The following is a 21455-nucleotide window of genomic DNA, read 5'->3' on the forward strand; positions in this document are numbered from 1 at the left end:
AGTTGGAATGACCGATCGCGACGACGAGTTCGACGCCCCCGAGGACGATCTCGCCGAGCGCCTCGCCGGCGTCGACGAGGAGCTCGCCGAGCAGCGCGCCGCCGCCCTCCGGTCGGGCCTCGACGACTACGACCTGGCGGACGAGGACCTCGACCTGCTCGAGCTCTCCGAGGAGGGCGAAGAGGGCATCCGCTACCTCCCGGCGCTGCCGGTCATCGCCATCGTCGGCCGGCCCAACGTGGGCAAGTCGGCGCTCGTGAACCGCATCCTCGGCCGTCGCGAGGCCGTCGTCGAGGACACGCCGGGCGTGACCCGCGACCGCGTGTCGTACAAGGGCGAGTGGCTCGACCGCCGCTTCACGCTCGTCGACACGGGCGGCTGGGAGCCCGATGCGAAGGGCATCGACGCGTCCGTCGCCGCGCAGGCCGAGGTCGCGATCGACCTCTCCGACGTGGTGCTGTTCGTGGTGGACGCGACCGTGGGCGCGACCGCGACCGACGAGCACGTCGTCCGGCTCCTCCGCAAGACGAAGAAGCCCGTCTTCCTCGTCGCGAACAAGGTCGACGACGCCCGCCAGGAGCCCGAGGCCGCCGCGCTCTGGAACCTCGGCCTCGGCGAGCCGTACCCGGTCTCCGCGCTGCACGGGCGCGGGGTCGCCGACATGCTCGAAGAGGTGTTCAAGGTCCTCCCGCAGGTCTCGGCGGTCGCGAAGGACGAGTTCGGCGGTCCTCGCCGGGTCGCGATCCTCGGCCGGCCGAACGTGGGCAAGTCGAGCCTGCTGAACAAGGCCGCCCGCGAGGAGCGCGTCGTCGTCAACGACCTCGCCGGCACCACGCGCGACCCGGTCGACGAGCAGATCGAGCTCGGCGGCAAGGTGTGGCGGTTCGTCGACACGGCCGGCATCCGGCGCCGCGTGCACCTGCAGCAGGGCGCCGACTTCTACGCGTCGCTGCGCACGCAGGCCGCGCTCGAGAAGGCCGAGGTCGCGGTCGTGCTGCTCGACGTCTCCCAGCCGATCTCCGAGCAGGACGTCCGCATCATCGACCTCGTGCTCGAGTCGGGTCGCGCACTCGTCCTCGCGTACAACAAGTGGGACCTCCTGGACGACGACCGCCGTCGCTACCTCGAGCGCGAGATCGAGCAGGACCTGCACCACGTGCAGTGGGCGCCGCGCGTGAACATCTCCGCGAAGACCGGTCGTCACCTCGAGAAGCTCGTTCCCGCCCTGGAGACTGCGCTGGAGTCGTGGGACACCCGCATCCCCACCGGCAAGTTCAACGCGTTCCTCACCGAGCTCGTCCAGGCCCACCCGCACCCGCTGCGGGGCGGCAAGCAGCCGCGCATCCTGTTCGGCACCCAGGCTTCGACGCGTCCGCCGACGTTCGTGCTGTTCACGACGGGGTTCCTGGACCCCGGCTACCGCCGGTTCATCCAGCGGCGCCTGCGCGAGATCTACGGCTTCGTCGGCACGCCGATCGTGCTGAACATGCGCGTGCGCGAGCGCCGGCAGCGGCCGTAACGGGTCCGGTCGACGAGCCGATCGAACGGCGCGCGGATGCCTCGGTCGAACGGAACGCGATGGAACTGACCGTGCGCGTGAAGCCGGGCAGCCGGCGCGGGCCACTCGTCGAGCCGACGCCGGGCGACCCCGTTGCATCCGTCACCGTGCACGTTCGCGAGCGCGCCGTGGACGGCGCAGCGAACGCGGGCGTCGTCGCGGCACTCGCCGCGCACTACGGCGTCCGCAGGGCCGACGTCGAGATCCTGCGCGGGCACACCGCACGGATCAAGCGGGTGCGGGTCGACGGCGTGCGATCGGTTGGAGGGGCCACGCGGGCGCCTCGATCGCCCGGGGACGGCTGAAGGCCGTCGCCACGCCGGATGAGGCGAGCACCGAGTCGGGGTGACGCGTCGCGAGGTCGCCGAACCCGCACGCCGCGAGCAACCCGTCGTCGATCTCGAGGAGCTCGGCGCGCCGCAGCGACCACGGCTCGTGCGTGTTCCGTGCCCACGCCGTTCGGCCGAGATGTTGCTCGTGGAAGCCCCAGCGGGCGGTGAGGAACTGCGCGAGGCCTGCATCGGGGGCGTCGACGCGCACAGGCTCGCCGAGGCGGGCGCGGATGCGCGTCGACGGGCCGCCGGGGCCGTGACGACGGCTGTGGAAGTCGAGCTCGTGGCCGGAGGCATCCACCCGATGCACGACCCGTGAGCTCGCCCAGTGGTAGGGGAGGCCGAACGCGAGTCGGGCGGCGATGACCGGCAGCAGGCGCCCGGCCTCGAGGGTGCGGAACACCACGCCGCGGTTGCCGTCGTGGTCGATCGAGTAGAGGCGCACGTTGACCTCGACGAACGTCCCCAGGCGGTGCATCGGGGGCAGCGGCGGGAAGCGGGTGTCGGTCAGGACGAAGGGGATGAGGCCGACCCAGGTCGCGCGGTCGACGACGTCGGGCCGGGTCCCCGCCGGGAGGAGGGGCGCCACCCGCTCGGGCTCGACGCGCCAGTGGAGGAAGACGAGATCGCGCCAGCGCTGCTCGACCACGGTGCGGCCGGGCAGCGGCGGAGCTTCGAGCGGCAGTCCCTGCACGGTGCCATCTTCGCGCGACCGGCCGTACCGCCGGAAGGGCCCCCGGCGGTTGACTCGCCGCCGCGCCGCGCCGGACGATGGTCGCGTGGACGCAGCGGACGGCGAGGCATCGGCGGGGGAGCGCGTCGCCGATGCTGCTGACGACGACGCCGGCACCGTCGTCGTCGTCGCACTCCGCGCCGTCCGCGACCGACTCCGCGGGTTCCTTCCCGGCGCGCTCGCCGATGAGCCCGATGCGCTGCATCAACTCCGCACGAACGTGCGCCGGCTGCGGAGCGTGCTCGCGGCGTACGGCGCCGTGCTCGACGTGTCGGTCGTGACGGGGCTGCGACGACGACTCCGAGAACTCGGACAGGAGCTCGGAACGGTGCGCGACCTGGAGGTGCGCGTCCAGGTGGCCGAGGCGGCGCTCGCCGACGGCGACGAGGCCGGACGGTTCGCGTCCGAGGCGCAGCGCGAACGGGTCCGCGGCATCCTGGTCGACGACGAGCGGGCCGCACATGACCTCGCGCACGCCCGGTTCGTCGAGCGGCAGGAACTGCCGCGGGCCGTCGAGCGGCTCGAGGAGCTCGACCGGGTGCTCGCGGCGCCGCCGTTCACGCAACGCGCGACCCGGGACGTGACGACCGAGCTCGGGAGGCTGCTCGGCCGTGAGGCCGAGCGCGCCGGTCGGCGTGCTCATCGCCTGCCCGACCAACCGTCGCTCGACGAACTGCACGACCTCCGCAAGGCGTCCCGCCGCCTCCGCTACGCCGCGGAGGCGCTCTCCGAGGCGCCCGTGCGGCTGTTCGGGCAGCGCGCCGCCGATCTCGCGGATGCGGGCGACGACATCCACGACGTCCTCGGCGACCACCGCGACGAACTGCTGTTCGCCGAGCACCTCCGGCGCGCGGCCGCGCACGCGGCGCACGCGGGGGAACCGGCCGACGTGCTGCAGCGACTCGCCGAGGACGCGGACGCGCGCGCCGCGGCGCACCTCGCCGAGCTGCCGGGCGCGGTCAGGGCGCTGCGGAAGGCCGCGAGGGCCTGGAGCACGCACCGTCCGCATTGACCTCCTCGCCGGGTCGGCGTTCAGTCGAGCGGATGCTGCATGACCACCCGGTGCGGCTTCGGCCTGGCGACCTCGCTGAACCCCACCGCCTCGAACATCGACACGGTGCCCGGGAAGAGGTCTGCCGCGGGCGGCTTCGAACGTGCGGTCGGGTCGACGGCGTACGCCTCGAGCAGGGTCGCGCCGTGCTCGCGGGCGGTCTCGACGGCGGCGGCCGCGAGCGCACGCCCCACGCCGCGGCGCCGGAAGGCGCGAGGCACCACGAAGCACGTGACCGCCCAGATCGACGGGTCGTCGAAGTCGTCGTCGGGTGAGGCCGAGGCGACCGGGCTGTGTCGGAGCCGCTCGAGACCGCTGCGCGGCTCGACCGCGCACCACCCGACCGGGGTCTCGCCGTCGTACGCGATGATGCCCGGCCCCGTGCCGGGGGCGGCCAGTTGCTCCTCGAGGCGACCGCGCAGTTCGTCGCGGCTCGCCGACTCCCACGCGGAGCCCCGGAGCTTGTACCACTGGCACCAGCACGTCGCCGGATCGCCGCGCGTGCCGAAGACGGCCTCGACGTCGCCGAACGGCACCGATGACGCCGAGACCACGCGCAGGGTCGAGGCACCCTCGCCGTCGGCGGCGGCCCCATCGTCGGAGGCGTCGGTCGGGTCGGCAGGCAGGGCGGCGTCGCTCATGCAGTGACGCTAACCCGAGCCGGGGACATCCGTCACGCGTGCGTCGGATCGAGGCGCAGCGCGCGGAGGTCCTGTGCGAGGACGCGAAGATCGTCGGGATCCGCCGTGAACGCCTCGCCGAGCGCCGCCTTCCCGAGCATGGCCGCGGCGCGCGGGTACCTGCGCTGGTAGTCGGCGAGGAGCCCGACCCGCTCGTCCTCGTCGAGGTCGACGGCTCGGGCGTCGAACCGTTGCGAGCGCCAGTCGACACGCACGTCCGGGTGCACGAGCGCGTTGCGGTACCAGTCCGTCCTCGGCCCGCGACTGGCGACGACCCAGAGCGTCGGGGGAGCGGCCGGCGCGCTCGCGACATCGCCCTTCACGACCTCGAGCACGGTGGCGCGCGGGATCCCGCTCGTCCGCCCGCGCGCGGTGAGCATGAGGAACCGACCGCCCATGAGCCACCCGAGTCGCGCTCGATACAGGGTTGAGGGTGCGCGGTAGAACCAGGCGAGCAGGGGGCCGGGCTTCTTCATCGCCATGGGCCCACACTATGCAGCGGGCGCTGGGCGGTGCGGATGCCCCGCGGTGGAGTACCGCCGGAGCGAATCGTGCAGCAGGGTGATAGTGAAGTATCATCACGGTATGGATGCGCCCGTGACCGTGCTCGATCGGCTCCTCGAGATCAGCGACCTGTTCCAGCGCGACCTCGCCCGCGAGTTCGCGGGCAGTTCGCTGACGCCCGCGCGGACGCGCGTGCTGTGGGACCTCGTGCACGCGGGTCCCTCGACCCAGCACGCCCTCGCGACCCGGCTCGAGGTGAGTCCGCGAAACATCACGGGCCTCGTCGACGCGCTCGAGGCATCCGGGTACGTCCGGCGCGAGCCGCACCCCGGCGACCGCCGCGCCGTCCTCGTCTCGCTCACGCCGTCGGCGGCCGAGCTCATGCACGAGATGCAGCGCGACCACGCCGAGCTCTCCGACGTGCTCCTCGGTGCCGTCGCGCCGGCGGACCGCGAGGCGTTCCAGCGCGGGGTCGACGCGGTCGCCGACCGGCTGCGCGAACTCGTCGAGGCCGCCGAGGCCGGCCGGACGGCCGCCCGTGCGGGGGCCGAACGATGACCGCCGACGTCGACCGAGTGCCCGCGGCATCCGTCGCCCGCCGTACGGGCGGGTTCGTGCTGCGGGCGCTGAAGCTCGAACTCCGCATCTACGCGAGCATCGGGCGCCTCATCGCCCGTCGACCCGCCATCGCGCCGGGGGCCACCGGGTTCGGCTACCACGCGCCCGTCATCACGATCCTGTGGATCTTCATCGTGCTCTCGGCCGTCGAGATCCCCGTGCTCGACCTGATCGTGCACCGCTGGCCGGTCGTCCGCGTCGTCGTGCTCGTCGCCGGCATCTGGGGCCTCACCTGGATGCTCGGGCTGCTCGCCGCGTACCTCATGCGGCCGCACACGGTCGGCCCGGAGGGCATCCGCGTGCGCGAGGGTCTCGAGACCGACGTGCTGCTCGCCTGGGACGACATCGCGTCGATCGCGCGCGTGAAGCGCGTCGACGAGCCGAAGACGTCGAAGATCACTGAGACGGACGGCACGCGCACGCTGTCGCTCCGGATGCAGCACGAGACCGCCGTGGCGATCGAGCTCGAGCGGCCGACGCTCGTGCGGCTGCCGGGAACGGCACCGCGGGGCGGCGACCAGATGGTCGACGAGGTGCGGATCTGGGTCGACGACGTCGACGGGTTCATGGCCGCCGTGCGGCCTCATATCTGACGCCTGATCGGGTTCGCGGGGCGCCTGCGAGCGCGCACCCGCCGCAAGGACGCAGTGCCCCGCCGTGTGCACGAGCACTCCTCCGGATGCCGCTATGATGGTCGAGTTGCCTTCGACGGAGACGCTGAGGGCATCGGGCTGTGGCGCAGCTTGGTAGCGCACTTGACTGGGGGTCAAGGGGTCGCAGGTTCAAATCCTGTCAGCCCGACCGGGAAGAGGCCCGGAATCACGCGGAAGTCGCGGGTTCCGGGCCTCTTGCGTTTCCCGTGTAAACGCGCCGTACGCCAACGCGTACGCCAACGCGCTCAGGCGTTGCGGGCGCGCTCGGGCACGACAGCGTGAGCGACGCCGATGAGGATGGCCTCGCGGCGTCCGCATCGATGGCGCCGAGGTCACCGGAGTAGACGTTTACGCAACCGTTCGCCTGGTCGACCGCGAGCGCGAGCGCGGCGCCACCGGTGTTCTCGAACCGGACGAGCACGCGCGCGAGTGTCGAGTGAGGCATGGCGCCACGCTAGGTCGTGCCGCCGACGCCCTCGATGGATTCGACCCGTTCGCGTCACGCCGCCTCTGAGTAGCCGGTCAGGTGGCAGTGGAAGCGGCCATCCGGTGTGCGCTCGAGGTCGTGCGGCTCATCGCAGGAGGCACACGGGCGAACCTCTGCGTCCCTACCATTGCGCCAGTCAGAGGGCTCGGGGAAGTTCCCGTAGGGGCCGCTGGACTCCGTCGCGGTGGCTGTGATGGACATACAGGTAGTATACAGTCAACACTCAGGAAAACCTCAGGTAATGCTGGGTCGTTGGTCTGATGCTCCGAGCGCTCAGGTTGCAGGCTGCTTCAGGAGCAGGTAGACGTCCCGCTGGTCGGGATCACCGAGCCAGAACCCGAGTTCGGTGCCGCCGTATCCGCGGACGGCGAGCATGGTGCCGCGCTTCCCTGCTTCGAGGGCGAGGTCGATGGTGGAGTCCTCCTCGTCCACCCGCCACGTGCAGTCCCCCGTGTTGACCGGATTCCCGGTCGGCTTCCCATCGGGCCCGGGCGGGTCGAGCGAGAGTGCACCCTCAGGGATGTCTGTGAGTTGGCATGTGCCGTCGGCGTAAAAGGCGATCCGCCCACCGTCCTCCGGGTTCATCCAGGCGCCCACGACGTCCTCCGGTTCTGGGATCGGCGGGGGAACGAGGTACTCGGGCGCGTTCCAACATGCGGTGAGAGTAAGCACCAGGCTGGCTGCGGCGACGAACGCGATCGATCGGGTTTGCTGCTGTCGGGGTGAGGCAATCGCATGCGTCATGCCGGGCCTACCGCTTTCTGTCGATCCTGACGACATCTCTCGAGCACCTGAAGACCACGGGATGAGCACGAGGACATACTTCCAGCCAGCGGACGACGCCAGGAACACAAGGCTCGTGGATCACACCCTCGCTTGATCAACACGCCCTAGGAGTGCGCCGCTCGCGTCGTTGCGGATCGAGAGGAGCCGCGATTCGACTAGCGGCGTTGGCGACCCCGTGAAACACGAAAGGCCCCGCACCTCATGAGAGGGCGGGGCCTTGGTATGCGCGGTGTAGCGGCGCTGTGGTGGTCGCTCACGCCAGAACGTGCGGGACTGATGGGGTCATCATGTCTCCCGCACTTGAATCGTGAGCACGGCGTGTGGGTGTCTGTCCTACGCTGGGCCGGACAGGCGGGCGACTTCGACGACCTAGGGGCTCCGATGCAGTACAGCGAGGCGGATCGGCTCGCGTTTCTGCGACGCCAGGAGCCCGAGGCGAGCCCCGAGCAACTCCGGACGCTCCGAGCGTCACTATGGACGGATGCCCGGATCGATATGGCGATAGCGCTGGGTGGATAGCACCACTGGCGATGCGCGAGGTTGAACTCCCAGACTCGCGCGCGCACAGCCTCGCTATGCCGCACCGGGAGGGGAGTAAGGGGGAGGGGGGAGGCACCCCCCACCCGGGGGCCACGCACGATAGTGGGCCATTGGCGCCATGACATGGATTGAACACCGGCGTGTCGGACGGCTACATGTCGCCTGTCGATGGCACGCTCGTAGTGACAAAGAGAGCCCGAACTACGGGTTGTGTCACCCCGTATCGGGCCCTCTCGAACTTGGCGGTTCAAAGAGAAGGTAGCGGAACGGCGCGGTCAGGCCAAGTACCGTCGCCGGTTTGTTCGATGCCGGTCGCGGGTGGCGTTGTCGGATTGGAACACAAGATGTCCGCCTACCTGATCACCTACGACCTCAACAAGCCGGGTGCTAGGTACGACGACCTCTACGAGGCGATCAAGTCCTACGGGACGTACTGCCACCTCGTGGACTCCACCTGGATCGTTGTGTCGAACTCCTCGGCGAAGTCGGTCTACGAGAAGTTGAAGCCGAACCTTGACAGCGGCGACCACATCTTCGTGGTCGACATCTCCTCGCAGGACCGCTACGGCTGGCTGCCCAAGAACATCTGGGACTGGATCAACAAGCACGTGTAGTCGGGAGGACCGGGTGTCCGTGACAAGACACTCGGTTCACTGCCTGACCACACGGGGGCCCCGGGGAGAGGAAACCCGGGGCCCCGCCCATGAACGGGAGGGCGCTGTCCCGTTCGGGCGACGCTCGACCAACCCCATCCCGTCGAGCGTGCGCCGGGTCTACTTGCCCGGGGCTCGCCGCGCGGGACGGTCGTGTCCCGGCGCGGAGCGGACCACGGGACGCGGGCCACGAGACCTGACGAGGACGCCGCACAGGCGCACGGGACGCGCCACGCGGTCCAGGTGGGACGAACAGTCCCCCACCCGCGCGCCTATCGTCGAAGGCATGAGCCCACTCTTCGACCCGACCGAGAAGGCGCCGCCAGACGAGGCCATGCGATTGCGTATGTTCCTGTCGTGCGTAGATGACTACCGCGCGTTGTCATCCTCGCTCGCGTTGCCGACGGGCGTGAATCTGGTGTCGCGTTTGAATGCTGATGATGCGTACTGGCGGAGTGTGCTCCACAGCGCCGCGCTGCGGAAGTTCTACGCGCCGAGGGATCAAGTCGCGCTGACAAAGGTGCTCAAGGCGCTGCGCCAATGCGTCACGGTTACGCCTCAGGTCGAGGCTGTGCTCGAGGCGTTTGCCGAGCAGGCCGAGGAGGTCCCGAGCGCAGTCGTCTACGTGGTGAATGGAGAGCCGGTGAGCCTCTGGAACCTCTTGGAGGTCGACCTCTATGGCCGCCACCTCCATGCCGATTACGGCAAATGGGAGGCCTCGAAGCGTCGGGAGCCCAAGGGCTATCTCAGCGAGATGGTCGATTGGTGCAACGGCGCAGCAGGCGTGGCCTTGGCGCTGTCGGACTACGTTCGACACCTCGAGCAGGACGGTCACCTCGCACTCAACGAGGGCTAGGGGCGCGGCGGGGAGGGCAAGAGGCCACCTCTCGCTACCCTGTGGATCGTGGCAAGCGAGTGGTGGGTCCCGTTGACCGCGGTTATCGGCGCCGCGACGGGCATCTACGGCTCAGTGCGAGCGTGGCGAACCGCGCACGAGGACCGACGTCTGCGCGTGGAGTGGGACCTATCGCACTTCCAGAACGATGCATGGTCGCTCACGTCCCGACTGCCGTATACCGCTCTGGACGTCGACCTTGTGCCTCCCGCGCGCGGCGGCTTCGACAAGCCGCCGCCGTCGCCGCTTGTGCTGGGACCGAACGAGGGTGTCACGTTCCAACCGCTGCGACGCCTGACATTCGGTCCGGGCGAACCTGGGAGTGTGTGGACTGTCCGTTGGCGGCGTTTCCGGCGCGGGCGACTCAGGGAGCGCGCTCTGCTGCTTCCGCCTCCCGCGGAGCGCTAGGCCTCGTCGGTTGTGGCCGCCGCTGCAAGCAGGACAGCGGCGACCACAACCTCGTTGGGCGGCCATCCCGACCAAGGATGACCGCGCGGCGCCTCTCGACTTGTCTGACGCGAACACGACGAGGGAGGCCGCACGCCGCCGCAGCCGATAACCCCTCCGGTGCGCGCGTGGTCTCGGCGCCGCCTAGGAGGAGGCGGCGTGTTCCGAGCGCTCGCCGTAGTCGCCATGACACGCGACGCGACGAGGAACTCAGCCGCGTCATTGCGACTGAGGGGACTTGGGTAGCAGGCTTGGGCGTCGCCTTGCTGTGCGGCGGACTATCGCGCCCGTCGGCGGCGTTTCCTGCGCCGTTGGAGCCGTGCCACGAGTCCGGACTCGGTGACCAGCGGGGCAGGACGCGACCTTGGCCGCTTGCGGCGGCTCACTGGCCGTCCGCCGCCTCACGTGCGCGCAGCGCGAGCGCTCGAATCTCTCGTCGCGCGCTGAGGCGTGCGAGCGCGTCGCGGGCGGCGGAACGGCGGAGCGCGTGCGCAGCGTCGAACGTCACACCGAGGCGCCGTGCCTGTCTCTCGATGGCGGCGCGCTCGCTGGGTTCGAGGTCGGTCGGGTCAGAGGGGAGGGCGCCTGAGACGGCGTGCGCGACGGCGAAGTCGACGACGTCCTCGCGGCGAGGGGGGTGATTCATTGGCTCGGCTTTCCTTGAGGTGAGGTCGGGGTGTAGGCGCTGGCGCCGACACCCCCGACCGGTGTGCGCGGTTAGGCGGCGGTGTTGACTCGCACGGCGCCGCCGTCGGTCAGGAGGGTGACGGTTCCGTCTTCGTTGTCGACGGGGAGCGGCATGGGCTGCACGGCGACGAGTGCCTCGACGATGCTTCGGTCGGCGGCGGTGTTCGCGTCGAACGCGCGGAGGTGAGTCAGGGCGAATCCGTTCTCGCGGACGCTGGCGCCGTAGGGCGCGCCAGCCGGCACCTCGGGGGCGCGGACCACGAGCGCGTAGGCCTCGGGGATGAAGCCGATGACGTCGTCGGCGGCGATTCGGGTCGACTCGTGGACCTCGAAGCCGCGGACCTTGCCGTTCTCATCGAACGCGTCGGCGTCGAGCAGGTCGGCGTAGACGTTTGCGCCGACCGCGGCGATGAGGCGCGCGTCGGCGGGAACGCCGTTGCTGCGGAGCGTGCGGCGGATGGCGGTGAACGTCTTCGCCGGGTCGGCGGCGCTGTAGGTCAGGGCGGTGGCCGCGGTCGCGCTCATGGCGTCTGCCGTGGCCGCCTCGATGTGCTTCGCGATGCTCGACGCCTGGGGACGCAGGACCTGTGCGGCGTGGTCCTCGAGCGCGAGGTCGAGGTCTCCCGGGGCGAGCGCGACGTTGCTATAGGCGAGGGTGTCGAGGGTGACGCTGATGCCGACCTCGGCGATGGTGTCGACGGCCATGGCGGTGGTCGTGTCGAACGCGTTGCGGGTGCGGCTCGGGACGGCGCCGGGCACACGAACACGGACGGTCGAGCCGCGCCCGCCGACGAACTCGTTGGCGAGGTCCTTGTAGAGGAGTGCGGCGAGGTTCATGTCCTGGCCGACGATGTTGGCGGCGACGGAAGCGACGGCGTCGGCGGTGAGAATGTCGTTGGTCATTTCTGGGGGTCTCCGTTCGAGAGGGAAGGGGGTGAAGGGGACCGCGCTGCGGTGACGTGGTCGCTGGGCTCTTGCCGTTGGCGACGTCGGTCAGAGGTGGACGCCGAGGGCGCCGCGGGGAGGTGCGAGTGTTCCGGATGGCGCTGCCTGAGGGAACGGGGTTAGGGCGAGGCGCTTACGCGTACGGTCGTCTGCCGGTAGGGGGCGAGGGCCGTCTCGAGGGCGTCGCTGGCGCTGTTCAGGGCGTCGGCGGCGACCGCCAAGGCGGATTCGGCGCGGAGCACTGCGGCGCGCAGCGCGAGGCGGTCGGGATTGCCGCCCACGCTCGCGGTCGGGTCGGCATGGCCGGAGGTACGAACCGGGCCTCCGCCATTCGGTGACGACGGGCGCGCGGGCGTCGCCCATTGCTCGGCGGTGGCCTCAGTGAGGATGACCGCGAGTCGAGCGAGCGAATCGCAGTGGTGCCGGGTCGCGGTGGCGGTTGTGCTCACGGTGCTCCTTGGGAAGGGTCGGAGGTCGCCAGGACGGCCTCGAGAATGCGGGTGTACGCGGTCGCGCGCGCGCGGTGAAGCCGGGCGCGGCAGCGCCCCGAGCACGTGATCGCCGGTTGTGCGCTGTCGAACACGGCGCCGCAGGCGCGGCACCTCTGGGAAAACATCGGGGGAACTCCTTCGCGGGGCGTTCGTAACGCCGCACGCTCAAAAAGAGCCGCCCCTCTTGGGGGGGGGCTCACTATAGGAGGGCGCCAGTCACCCCGTACTTTCGGCCTCACGGGCCCGGGTGCGGATGGCGGCGGCCCGTTCACGGCATCCGCGGCACGTGCGGCGCCGCTCGAACTCCTCGATAGGCCTCGAGTGGCCGCCCATGGCGCAACGGCGGACGCCGCGCTCGATGGCGTCACGCTGCCGCCGACGGAGCCCCGCGAGGGCTTGCTCGACGTCGACGCCCGCGGCGAGGGCGGCGGCGGTGACGCGGGCGGTTGGAGTGGATGGGGTCGGGTTGGGAGTGTTCACGAAGTAGGAGGGCGCCAGCCCGGCGATCCCTGCCCAGGCGCCGCGGGCGCGGAGCCGCTTGGGGAAGGCTCGGCGCCGGGCGATGTAGGAAGTGTCGAAACTCCTACATTTCCCCTATTACTCATTGAGGAGGAGGAGCCTAGAGAGGCAATAGGGAGAATGTAGGAGTTTCGACACTTCCTACATGCGTCGGCTCCAACGGGCTCCGATCTGGCGCCGAAGGGCCCGCCGTCGCGGCGTAGGACCCGCCTAGACGCTGGCGCGCCCGGCGTCGGCGACGAACGCCTCGAGGGCCTCGCGCCTGATGCGGCGCGCGCGCCCGATCTTGAGTGACGGGATGGTGCCGTCGGCGAGGAGTTCGTAGACGGTCGACCGCCCGACTCCGAGGAGGCGGGCTGCGGCGTCGGGGCTGTAGAGGAGGGGAGTGTCGATCATTATGGGCGGGGCCTTTCCATGGCGAGCGGACATGCTCGGACTAGTGCGGACGCCAGAGGAGGGCGCCAGCCTCAGGGCCGGTGCCCATGTCGGGGGCGCATGACCCCTTGACTCGACGGGCTTGTGTTAACCTCGAGCCCGTCGAATGGAGAGGGATGCCAGGCAAGCAGGCGAACGGGGCGGGGTCGGTCAAGTACCGCGATGACAAGGGGCTCTGGGAGGCGCGGTTCACCTACGCCGACCCGGTGACGGGGGCCACCAAGCGGGCGACGTGCTACGGCAAGTCACGGCGCGAGGCGGTCGCCAAGATGCGGGAACGCCGCGAGCGCGTCGAGGCTGGCAAGCCTGTCCGCGACTCGCGGGAGACCGTCGGCGTTTACGTCGAGCGGTGGATCTCGACAACGCTCGAGGTGAGCGACCGGAAGCCGACCACCAAGTCGACCTACGCGACCCTCGCGCGTAAGCACCTCATCGGCGGTGAAGTCGGCGCCATCACGCTCGAGAAGTTGCGCCCCACAGACGTCGAGGCGCTCATCCTCTCGCTGCGGGAGGTCGGCCTCTCGTCCTCGACGATCCGCCAGACGTACACGGTGCTTCGCATGGCCCTCGACGCCGCGGAGCGCGATGGGCTCGTCGCTCGCAATGTCGCAGCGCTCGTCAAGCGCCCGGGGGTGGAACGAGTCGAGGCTCGGTCCCTGACTCCGGACGAGGTCGGGCGGGTGCTCGAGGCGGTCAAGGGCTCGCGCTATGAGCCCGTCATCGTCCTCCTCGCGCGCACCGGGATGCGGCGGGGTGAAGCGCTCGCGCTCCGGTGGCAGGACGTCGACCTCGAGGGCGCGGCGCTACGCGTGCGCTCGACGGTCTCGAGCATCGGTGGGCGGCTCGTCACCACCGAGCCGAAGACAGAGCGCTCACGACGCACGGTGAACCTCACGGCGGGGACTGTCGCCATGCTGCGGCGGCATCGAGCCGCGCAAGCCGAGACCCGTCTCCGCGCCGGAGCGCTCTGGCACGACCTCGGGCTCGTGTTTTCGACGGACGAGGGCAAACACCTCGACCCGCACAACGTCGCCCGCGCAATGCGGAAGGCGGCGAGCAATGCGGGGCTCGAGGGCGTCGGCCTCCACACGCTCCGGCACTCAGCGGCGTCGACCATGCTCGGCGCGGGCGTGCCCATCACGGACGTGTCGCGGATGCTCGGGCACTCGAGTGTCAGCATCACGGGAGACATCTACGGACACGTCACGACGGACGGGCAGCGTCGGGCCGCGGAGGTCCTCGCGGCGGCGCTCGGGGAGTAGCGCCGTACGCCAACGCGTACGCCAACGCCACCCCGCGAACGGCCCAGAACGGCCTTGGACGAGTGTGGACGCTCAGGCGGCGCGTTGGGGCTCTCTGCCCCGGAAATCCGGGCAAGTTGGCGGAGGTTGGTGGACCTCAGCGGACGCTCCCGGAAGCGCCGGGTTCATCTGGGGGTCAAGGGGTCGCAGGTTCAAATCCTGTCAGCCCGACCAGAGCGAAGTCCCGGCGGATCGAATCCGCCGGGACTTCTGCGTTCCGGCCGTGGTCATGGCCACCGCGAGCACCCGTATCGTGAGGCCATGGAGATCGTCCCGGCGGCGGGCGCCGTGATCACCGACGACGACGGGCGCGTGCTGCTCGTCAAGCGCGGCGCGGCGCCGCAGCGCGGCCGGTGGTCGGTGCCCGGCGGCCGGCTCGAGCCGGGGGAGTCGTTCGCGGATGCCGCGGCGCGGGAGGTGCTCGAGGAGACCGGGCTGCGCGTCGCCGTGGGGCGTGAGCTGTGGCGCCTCCGGTTGCCGACCGCGGACGGGCGCGAATTCGACATCCGCGACTTCGCCGCGACCGTCGAGGGCGGGGCGCTCGCCGCGTCCGACGACGCCGCGGACGCGCGCTGGTTCGCGCCGCGCGAGTTGCACCGCGTGCGGGTCACGACCCACCTGGTGGCGTACCTGCGTCGGGCCGGGGTCGTCGACCCCCTGCCGTTCGTCGACGAGCACGCCGTCGAGGCGGCGGCGGGCCGCGATGCGGCGTGGACGGCGCTCGTCGCCCTCGTCTCGCACGCGGCATCCGCTCGGTTCGCCCGCCTGCTCGGCGCCGAGGACGTCGCGAGCGGCGATGTCGCCGTGCCGGATCCCGGTGCGGTCGTGCCCGGCTTCCACGTCGCCACGGCCGAGCCGCCGGAGCGGCTGGCGCTCGCCGGCCGGCACCGGTTCTCCGACTACGAGCTCGTCTTCCGGATCGATGCGCTCGGGCCGGGTCGGAGCCGGCTCCGCGCCGAGACGAGGGCCATCTTCCCCGGATGGCGCGGCACCGCGTATCGCACCCTGCTCATGGGGCTCGGCCTGCACCGGGCCGCGACGCGGCGGATGCTGCGTTCCGTGCGGCGCCGTGCCGAGGCATCCGTTCGCGCGTGGTGACGAACCGACGGGGCGGGTTCAGTCGAGCACGGACGCGGTCTCGATCGTGCGACGCAGCGTCTCGGTGAACCGGGACGCGGGCGCGCCGTCGATGAGCGCGTGGTCGAAGCTGAGGGTGATCGGCAGCATGCGGCGCGCCACGACTCGGCCCTCTCGGACGACGGCACGATCGGCGACGCCGCCGACCGTCGCGATCACGGTCAACGGAGCGAGCGGAACGGCCCACCCCCAGCTGCGGGAGAACATGCCGATCGAGGTCACGCCGACGGCGGGCCCGAACGCCGCCGCGACGCCGGGCACGGTCCCCGCGACGCGGATCGCGGTGCGCCGGAGCGGCCCCGGCAGTGCGAGGACGGCGCGCATCGCACCCCGCGGGCGGTGATCCACGCCCGGCCCGGTCTTGACCGCATGCAGCAGCGCGGTGACCTCCGCGGGCGTCGTCCGGTCGGCGTCGCGGACGGTCACGACGTCGAGCGTCGCACGCCCCGCCCAGTGCCGCTCGACCGTGGCGCCGATGTCGACCCGGTCGAAGGCGAGCACGCGGCGGCCCGCCCGGCGGACGTTGACATCGGGATGCTCCGCGACGGCTCGCGCGAGCGAAGCGACGACGAAGCCCGTCCACGACACGTGCGGCTCGGCGGCCGAGAGCCGCGCATCGGCCTCCGAGACGTCGAGTTCGACCAGCGCGTGCACCTGGAAGCGGCGCCGCGCGCCCGCGAGGCGGTCGAGCACCGGGCGACGTTCGCGGGGGATCGGCGTGAGCGTGTAGCCGGGTGCCAGCCCGCCCTCGCCGCCGGGCGCGGACCCGGTCGACTGCCGAGCGGCGGGCCTCACCTGACGCCGTCCCACAGGCCGCGCTCCCAGGCGCGCGGGTCCACGACCACCCGCGACTCGGCGTCGAAGCGCATCGTCGCGCGCAGCTCTGCGTCGTACCGCGGCCAGTGCTCGCCCGGGTCGCCGGAGGTCGCGAACGCGACCCACGCGCCGTGCATCGCGTCGGCGAGCGGATGCGGCGGAGTCGCGCCGAGCATCGGGCCGAACAGCGGCGCATCGGGGGAGAGGGTGTCGAACACGAACGGGATCTCCAGGGCGTGCACCGCCCCGAGCCCCGGCGACGGCCAGGCGAACTCGTACATGTAGGTGCGGCCGCCGGCGGCCGTGCGCGCGTGTGCCTCCGCGAGTCGGATCGCGGGGATCCGCATCCACCAGTCGGTCTGCACGGCGGCGAGCAGGTCGCCCGGGACCGCTCCCGGATTCCGTTCGCGGTAGGCGGCGAGCGAGGTCACCGGCGGGAGGTCGTACGCCGCGCGCGACTGGGAGCCGAACCGTGCGACCGGCCCGGTGAGGATGTCGTCGGTGACCTGCGCGAACGCGCCGCTCACCACGAGCCACAGACGCCAGTCGTCGGCGTTCGTGCCGACGACGATGTCGACGTCGCGCGCGGCGCCCGCCCCGATGCGCTCGATCGGCGGCGCGGGGATCACCTCGCCGTCGACGACCGGCTGCCAGGGCATGGTCGTCGCCACGAGCGGCATGCCCCAGCGATCGGGGTCGGGGTGGGCCATCAGGTCGGCCTTCAGCTCGGCCTGGGCCGCGAGCAGGCGGGGCACGCCGACGGCGGCGATCGCATCGCGCGTCGCGGCCGCCCCGAGTCGCTCGGCGAGGAGCCCGGCCACCCGGGTCGCATCGGCCCTCGAGAGCACATGGTGCGCCGCACCGCTCTGCAGGATCGCGCGGCGGAACAGCCGGCCGGCGGCGGGCATCGCCAGGAGCGTCCCGATGCTCATGGCGCCGGCCGACTCGCCGAAGACCGTCACGTTCGCGGGGTCCCCGCCGAACGCGGCGATCCGATCGCGAACCCACTCGAGTGCCGCGACCTGATCGAGGAGGCCGCGGTTCGCCGTGCCGTCCTCGAGCATCAGGAACCCCTCGGCGCCCGGCCGCCAGTTGATGACGACGCACACGACACCGTCGCGGGCGAACCGGCGTCCGTCGTAGGCGGCCGTCGAACTGAGCTCGAACATCCCGCCCTGGATCCACACCATGACCGGGAGCCGCGCCGCGCCCGGGTCGGGCGTCCAGACGTTGAGGTTCAGCACGTCCTTCGCCGGTGCGGCGTGCTCGAGTCCGGCGAACGCGGCATCGACGCCTCGCCAGTCCTCCGCGGCGCCCGCCGCGGCGCCCGCCGCGGCGCCGCCCGTCGGCGGCGGGGCGACCTGCGGCGGTTCCGGCCCGAGCGCCCCGGCGTCGCGCACTCCGTCCCACGGCTCGACCGGTCGCGGCGGGAGCAGGCGGTTCGCACCGAACGGCGGTGCCGCGTACGGCACCCCGAGGAAGGTGTGCACGCCATCGACGATCCTGCCCCGCACCGCGCCGTGGTCGGTCCTGACCACCGTGTCCATGACCCCACGCTGCACCGCCGCCCCGCCGGCGTCCGGGGCGAAGGTCCCGCATCGACCCGTCGCGCCCGCGCAGTAGGCTGACGGCGGCATCCGCGCGAGGGAGGAGACCGAGATGGGCTTCACACGCGCCGAACTCGAGTCGTACCGCGACGCGACCGTCGACGACCTCATGCCCGAGCACCCGCGGCTCGTGTTCGTCGGCATCAACCCCGGGCTCTGGACCGCCGCGACCGGAACGCACTTCGCCCACCCGGGCAACCGGTTCTACCCCGCGCTCGTCGCGGCCGGGATCCTCCCGCACCGTCCCGACTTCGCCGAGGGCGTCACGGACGCCGACCGCCGCATGTTCCTCGACGCCGGCATCGGCATCACCAACCTCGTGCACCGCGCGACCGCGCGCGCCGACGAACTCGCCAGGACCGAGCTCCGTGAGGGCGCAGCGCGCCTCGAGCGCGACATCGCCGGGTGGCATCCGCGCGTCGTCGCCGTCGTCGGCCTCACCGCGTACCGGCAGGGCTTCGACCGCCCGAAGGCCCGCGCCGGGCGACAGGAGGAGCGGATCGCGGGCGCCGAGCTCTGGGTCGTCCCGAACCCCAGCGGGCTCAATGCCCACGCGACCGTCGACGACCTCGCGCGCGCCTACGCCGGGCCGGCGCTCGCCGCAGGCATCGTCGGCGTCGCGCCGCCCGCCGACTGAGCGCTCAGTCGCTCCGACGCGACCAGAGCTCGAGCCCGCCGATGCGCTCCACCACGGTGAACTCGCGCTCGAACTCCTCGCGGTGGGCGGGGTCGAGCCAGCCGAGCTCGTCGGGATCCAGTGCCGCGCCGTCGGCGTCGGCCAGGTAGGACCACCAGCGCTCCTGCCACTCCTCCGAGCCGAGGAAGCGGTCGCGGGTGAGACGGCCGGCATCGGGAAGCGTCAACGCGAGGCTCAGGGGATCGACGTCCATCGTGCATCTCGCTTCGATGTTCGCACCCACGTGATCGGCCACGACGAGCACCGAGGGCATCCCGGCGACGCACTCGTGTTCGGCCGCCCAGTCCGCGACGACGGATGCGGAGGGCCGCGGGCCGACGATCACGACGTCCCCCACGGCCATCAGCGCGATCACGGCGAGGCCGCCCGCGGCCACGAGACGACGGGCCCGCGCTCGCCGGATGCGGCCGACGGCGGCGCCGAGGGCGAGGGCGAGGGGCGCCATGAGCCACACCGCGTAGTGGTAGAACGAGACGCCGGATGCCGCGAGCACGATCGCGTGAGCGAGGGTCACGATCGCCCACCACGCCTCCGGCGGCCACGAGCCCGGGCGCGTCCGCCGGCCGATCTCTCCGACGAGGGGCAGGGCGGCGACGGCGAGCGCGACGACGACGCCGGCGGCCGACGCGGCGGTCGGAATGGCCTCGCGGACCGCCGGGAAGGCGAAGTAGGGCGAGAGGTAGTCCGCCCGCTCGGCGAGGTCGACGTCGTTCCCGGCCCGACCGAGCTGGGCGCTCACGGTGAGCTGCCACATCGCGCCGGGGTCGGCGATGAGGAACGGCAGGCCGATGACGGCGGCGACGAGCGCTCCCGATGCGAGGTATCGGAGCGCTGCACCGCGCCCGAGACGGCTCCAGATCATCCAGCCGACGATGGGGACGTCGATCGCGACCCAGAACTTGACCATGAGCGCCACGCCGAGTCCCGCGCCCGCGATGAACGGGGCGGACCGGCGGCCACCGAGGACGGCGAGGAGCGCGACGAGCAGTCCGAGGTTGAGGTAGGGCTCGAGCAGGTAGGTCCGCTCGGTCGCGACCGCCATGCCCCACGTGGCGTACAGCCCGGCGCCGACGAGCACGGCGGCGACGCCGAAGCGGCGGAGCAGGACGCCGATCAGCACGGTGTTCGCGGTGCCCACCGCGATCGTGAGCAGACGTGCCCCGGCGAGGCCGACGGCCTCGTTCGTGATCTCGGCCCACCCGGCGAACGGGAGGAGGAGCAGCAGCGACCCGGGCGGATGGACGTAGCCGAAGTCCGCGTACGGAAGCCGGCCGTGGAGCATCGAGACGGCGCCGGCGAACATCACGCCGTCGTCGTTCTCGCGCAGCCAGAGGAGGGCGTCCGGGAAGGCGAACGCCGCCGCGCGGATGACGAGCGCGACGACCCCGACGGCGATGATCGCGACCGTCGTCGCCTCACGGCGGGTTCCGGTCGCGCTCGTCGGCGCGGCGGTTGCCTCGGTCACGGTCTCCTCCTGGCGTGAGGTCGGCGCGGGAGCGTGGCGCGGGCGGCGCCGCTGCGGACGACCCTAGCGTCTCCGGCGACGGACGATGGGTCCGGGCATGGCGGTCGACTCGACGACCCGGCATCGGCAAGTCGGAACGACATCGCTATTATTCCGAGTTATCATCGCAACACGGAATACGATCGCGTTCATTCCGAGGAGAGGTGGCATGGCGAACGCAGGCACCGGTTGGCCCGCGCACGGTTCGCGCACGGTGCCCTGGCGGCAGTCCGGGCGCCACGGCACGCGGGCGGATCGGATGCTGCGCGAGATCACGGTCTCGTTGCCGCCCACGATCGCCCGCCTCGACTACCGCCCCGACCCGTCGCTCACGGTCGCGCTCGCCGATGCGGCGCGAGCGGTCATCGCCGTGGACACCGATCCGCGCGGGCAGCTCGGGGCGCTCGGCGGGCTCCTCCTGCGCACCGAGTCCGTGTCGTCGTCCCGTATCGAGCAGGTCGACGCGAGCATGGACGACTACGCCCGGGCGGTCGCCGGCATCCGCTCGAACGAGTCCGCGTCGTCGATGGTCGCCGCCACGCGGGCGCTCGGCCGGATGATCGATCGGGCGGGGACGTCGCGGCGGATCGAGCTCGACGACGTGCTCGACGCGCATCGCACACTGATGGCCGACGACCCGGTCGACGCGCGGTACGCCGGGAGGGTCCGCGACGTGCAGAACTGGATCAGCGGGTCCGACCACTCGCCGATCGGCGCGGTGCACGTCCCGCCGCCGCCCGAGCTCGTGCCGGAGCTGCTCGACGACCTTCTCGCCTTCAGCGCGCGCGACGACCTCGATCCGGTCGCCCAGGCGGCGATCGCGCACGCCCAGTTCGAGTCGATCCACCCCTTCACCGACGGGAACGGCCGGATCGGCCGGGCGCTCATCAACGCCGTCTTCCGGCGTCGGGGGCTCACGTCGCGCACCGTCGTGCCCGTGGCGTCCGCCATGCTCGCCGAGCGCGACCGCTACTTCTCGCTCGTCAACGGCTACCGCGACGGCCACGTCGACGCGTTCGTGGCCGACCTCGCGCGCGGCACGCGGATCGCCGCGGTCGAGTCGCGTGGGGCGGCCGACCGGCTCGCTGACCTGCCCGGCTACTGGCGGGACCTCACGCGGCCGCGAGCGGGGAGCGCGGCGGCGAAGCTGCTCGACGTGCTCGCCGAGCACCCGATCCTGGGCGCCGAGGAGGCGCAGGCGTTGACCGGTGCGCCGCTGTCGAGCGTGTACACCGCACTCGATCGCCTCGAGGCCGACGGCGTCATCCGCCAGGTCACCGCACGGCAGCGGAACCGCGTGTGGGGCGTCGTCGACCTGCTCGCCGAGCTCGACGACCTCGCGGCGCGGATCGCGGCTGCGGTGCGCTCGGACGAGTGAG

Annotated in this window: 22 protein-coding genes and 1 tRNA gene; 12 read left to right on the forward strand and 11 right to left on the reverse strand. The window is 71.8% G+C overall.

What is annotated here, in order from left to right; all coding sequences use genetic code 11:
- Window positions 1-7 precede the first annotated feature (7 nt).
- Both der and ABME02_RS03235 read left to right on the forward strand, forming a co-directional pair.
- Complete coding sequence (der, locus tag ABME02_RS03230; protein ID WP_353813847.1) at window positions 8-1519, forward strand: ribosome biogenesis GTPase Der; 1512 nt, start codon at window positions 8-10, stop codon at window positions 1517-1519.
- A 59-nt stretch (window positions 1520-1578) separates the two neighbouring features.
- A complete protein-coding gene (locus ABME02_RS03235; RefSeq protein WP_353813848.1) occupies window positions 1579-1863 on the forward strand; it encodes a DUF167 domain-containing protein in 285 nt (94 codons plus the stop codon).
- Here the strand turns inward: ABME02_RS03235 and ABME02_RS03240 are convergent.
- Window positions 1787-2584, reverse strand: coding sequence for a YqjF family protein (locus tag ABME02_RS03240; RefSeq protein WP_353813849.1), 798 nt, complete (start codon window positions 2582-2584; stop codon window positions 1787-1789). The genes ABME02_RS03235 and ABME02_RS03240 overlap by 77 nt on opposite strands.
- An 85-nt stretch (window positions 2585-2669) precedes the next feature.
- Between ABME02_RS03240 and ABME02_RS03245 the strand changes: the two genes are divergently transcribed.
- The gene (locus ABME02_RS03245; RefSeq protein ID WP_353813850.1) at window positions 2670-3635 is read left to right on the forward strand and encodes a CHAD domain-containing protein; all 966 of its coding nucleotides are present in this window, start codon (window positions 2670-2672) and stop codon (window positions 3633-3635) included.
- Window positions 3636-3655: 20 nt separating this feature from the next.
- On the opposite strand, the gene ABME02_RS03250 is transcribed toward ABME02_RS03245, so the two are convergent.
- Window positions 3656-4315 (reverse strand): GNAT family N-acetyltransferase, encoded by a 660-nt coding sequence (locus tag ABME02_RS03250; RefSeq protein ID WP_353813851.1) that lies wholly within the window; start codon window positions 4313-4315, stop codon window positions 3656-3658.
- A gap of 32 nt (window positions 4316-4347) precedes the next feature.
- A complete protein-coding gene (locus ABME02_RS03255) occupies window positions 4348-4836 on the reverse strand; it encodes a nitroreductase family deazaflavin-dependent oxidoreductase (RefSeq protein WP_353813852.1) in 489 nt (162 codons plus the stop codon).
- Window positions 4837-4939: 103 nt separating this feature from the next.
- Between ABME02_RS03255 and ABME02_RS03260 the strand changes: the two genes are divergently transcribed.
- The 3 genes from ABME02_RS03260 to ABME02_RS03270 all read left to right on the forward strand — a co-directional run bounded on the left by ABME02_RS03260 (window position 4940) and on the right by ABME02_RS03270 (window position 6277).
- Window positions 4940-5416: a MarR family winged helix-turn-helix transcriptional regulator gene (locus ABME02_RS03260; RefSeq protein ID WP_353813853.1), complete on the forward strand. Its 477-nt coding sequence runs from the start codon at window positions 4940-4942 to the stop codon at window positions 5414-5416.
- On the forward strand, window positions 5413-6069 hold the full coding sequence (locus ABME02_RS03265) for a hypothetical protein (RefSeq protein WP_353813854.1): 657 nt from the start codon (window positions 5413-5415) through the stop codon (window positions 6067-6069). Before ABME02_RS03260 ends, ABME02_RS03265 begins: the two co-directional genes overlap by 4 nt.
- Before the next feature lie 134 nt (window positions 6070-6203).
- Window positions 6204-6277: transfer RNA gene (locus tag ABME02_RS03270), tRNA-Pro, on the forward strand.
- Between the two features lie 612 nt (window positions 6278-6889).
- On the opposite strand, the gene ABME02_RS03275 is transcribed toward ABME02_RS03270, so the two are convergent.
- The gene (locus ABME02_RS03275; RefSeq protein ID WP_353813855.1) at window positions 6890-7288 is read right to left on the reverse strand and encodes a hypothetical protein; all 399 of its coding nucleotides are present in this window, start codon (window positions 7286-7288) and stop codon (window positions 6890-6892) included.
- A 998-nt stretch (window positions 7289-8286) separates the two neighbouring features.
- Here ABME02_RS03275 and ABME02_RS03280 point away from each other — a divergent pair.
- Both ABME02_RS03280 and ABME02_RS03285 read left to right on the forward strand, forming a co-directional pair.
- A complete protein-coding gene (locus tag ABME02_RS03280; protein WP_353813856.1) occupies window positions 8287-8556 on the forward strand; it encodes a hypothetical protein in 270 nt (89 codons plus the stop codon).
- Window positions 8557-8881: 325 nt separating this feature from the next.
- Entirely contained in the window at window positions 8882-9451 is a 570-nt protein-coding gene (locus tag ABME02_RS03285) for a hypothetical protein (RefSeq protein WP_353813857.1), read from the forward strand.
- 868 nt (window positions 9452-10319) lie between these two features.
- Here the strand turns inward: ABME02_RS03285 and ABME02_RS03290 are convergent.
- The 4 genes from ABME02_RS03290 to ABME02_RS03305 form a co-directional block, all read right to left on the reverse strand.
- Window positions 10320-10583 carry a hypothetical protein gene (locus ABME02_RS03290; RefSeq protein WP_353813858.1) on the reverse strand — a complete coding sequence of 88 codons (264 nt, stop codon included), beginning with the start codon at window positions 10581-10583 and terminating at the stop codon, window positions 10320-10322.
- Between the two features lie 71 nt (window positions 10584-10654).
- Window positions 10655-11527: a P22 phage major capsid protein family protein gene (locus tag ABME02_RS03295; RefSeq protein WP_353813859.1), complete on the reverse strand. Its 873-nt coding sequence runs from the start codon at window positions 11525-11527 to the stop codon at window positions 10655-10657.
- A gap of 161 nt (window positions 11528-11688) precedes the next feature.
- Window positions 11689-12018, reverse strand: a complete 330-nt coding sequence (locus ABME02_RS03300) for a DUF7169 domain-containing protein (protein WP_353813860.1) — start codon at window positions 12016-12018, stop codon at window positions 11689-11691.
- Window positions 12019-12789: 771 nt separating this feature from the next.
- On the reverse strand, window positions 12790-12975 hold the full coding sequence (locus ABME02_RS03305) for a helix-turn-helix domain-containing protein (RefSeq protein ID WP_353813861.1): 186 nt from the start codon (window positions 12973-12975) through the stop codon (window positions 12790-12792).
- Between the two features lie 155 nt (window positions 12976-13130).
- Here ABME02_RS03305 and ABME02_RS03310 point away from each other — a divergent pair, with 155 nt between their 5' ends.
- Together ABME02_RS03310 and ABME02_RS03315 are read left to right on the forward strand one after the other, a co-directional pair.
- On the forward strand, window positions 13131-14276 hold the full coding sequence (locus ABME02_RS03310) for a tyrosine-type recombinase/integrase (protein WP_353813862.1): 1146 nt from the start codon (window positions 13131-13133) through the stop codon (window positions 14274-14276).
- Window positions 14277-14576: 300 nt separating this feature from the next.
- Window positions 14577-15413: an NUDIX hydrolase gene (locus ABME02_RS03315; RefSeq protein ID WP_353813863.1), complete on the forward strand. Its 837-nt coding sequence runs from the start codon at window positions 14577-14579 to the stop codon at window positions 15411-15413.
- Between the two features lie 18 nt (window positions 15414-15431).
- Here the strand turns inward: ABME02_RS03315 and ABME02_RS03320 are convergent, their stop codons facing one another.
- Window positions 15432-16247 (reverse strand): 2-oxo acid dehydrogenase subunit E2, encoded by an 816-nt coding sequence (locus ABME02_RS03320; RefSeq protein WP_353813864.1) that lies wholly within the window; start codon window positions 16245-16247, stop codon window positions 15432-15434.
- The gene (locus ABME02_RS03325) at window positions 16244-17815 is read right to left on the reverse strand and encodes a carboxylesterase/lipase family protein (protein ID WP_353813865.1); all 1572 of its coding nucleotides are present in this window, start codon (window positions 17813-17815) and stop codon (window positions 16244-16246) included. Before ABME02_RS03325 ends, ABME02_RS03320 begins: the two co-directional genes overlap by 4 nt.
- A 112-nt stretch (window positions 17816-17927) precedes the next feature.
- On the opposite strand from ABME02_RS03325, the gene ABME02_RS03330 reads away from it, so the two are divergent.
- Window positions 17928-18512, forward strand: a complete 585-nt coding sequence (locus tag ABME02_RS03330; protein ID WP_353813866.1) for a mismatch-specific DNA-glycosylase — start codon at window positions 17928-17930, stop codon at window positions 18510-18512.
- A 4-nt stretch (window positions 18513-18516) separates the two neighbouring features.
- Here the strand turns inward: ABME02_RS03330 and ABME02_RS03335 are convergent, their stop codons facing one another.
- Window positions 18517-20037, reverse strand: a complete 1521-nt coding sequence (locus ABME02_RS03335) for a glycosyltransferase family protein (RefSeq protein ID WP_353813867.1) — start codon at window positions 20035-20037, stop codon at window positions 18517-18519.
- Between the two features lie 208 nt (window positions 20038-20245).
- Between ABME02_RS03335 and ABME02_RS03340 the strand changes: the two genes are divergently transcribed.
- Window positions 20246-21454 carry a Fic family protein gene (locus ABME02_RS03340; RefSeq protein WP_353813868.1) on the forward strand — a complete coding sequence of 403 codons (1209 nt, stop codon included), beginning with the start codon at window positions 20246-20248 and terminating at the stop codon, window positions 21452-21454.
- The last annotated feature ends 1 nt before the right edge of the window (window position 21455 follow it).

Source organism: Agromyces zhanjiangensis, from assembly GCF_040496055.1.
GTDB classification, from domain to species: Bacteria; Actinomycetota; Actinomycetes; order Actinomycetales; family Microbacteriaceae; genus Agromyces; species Agromyces zhanjiangensis.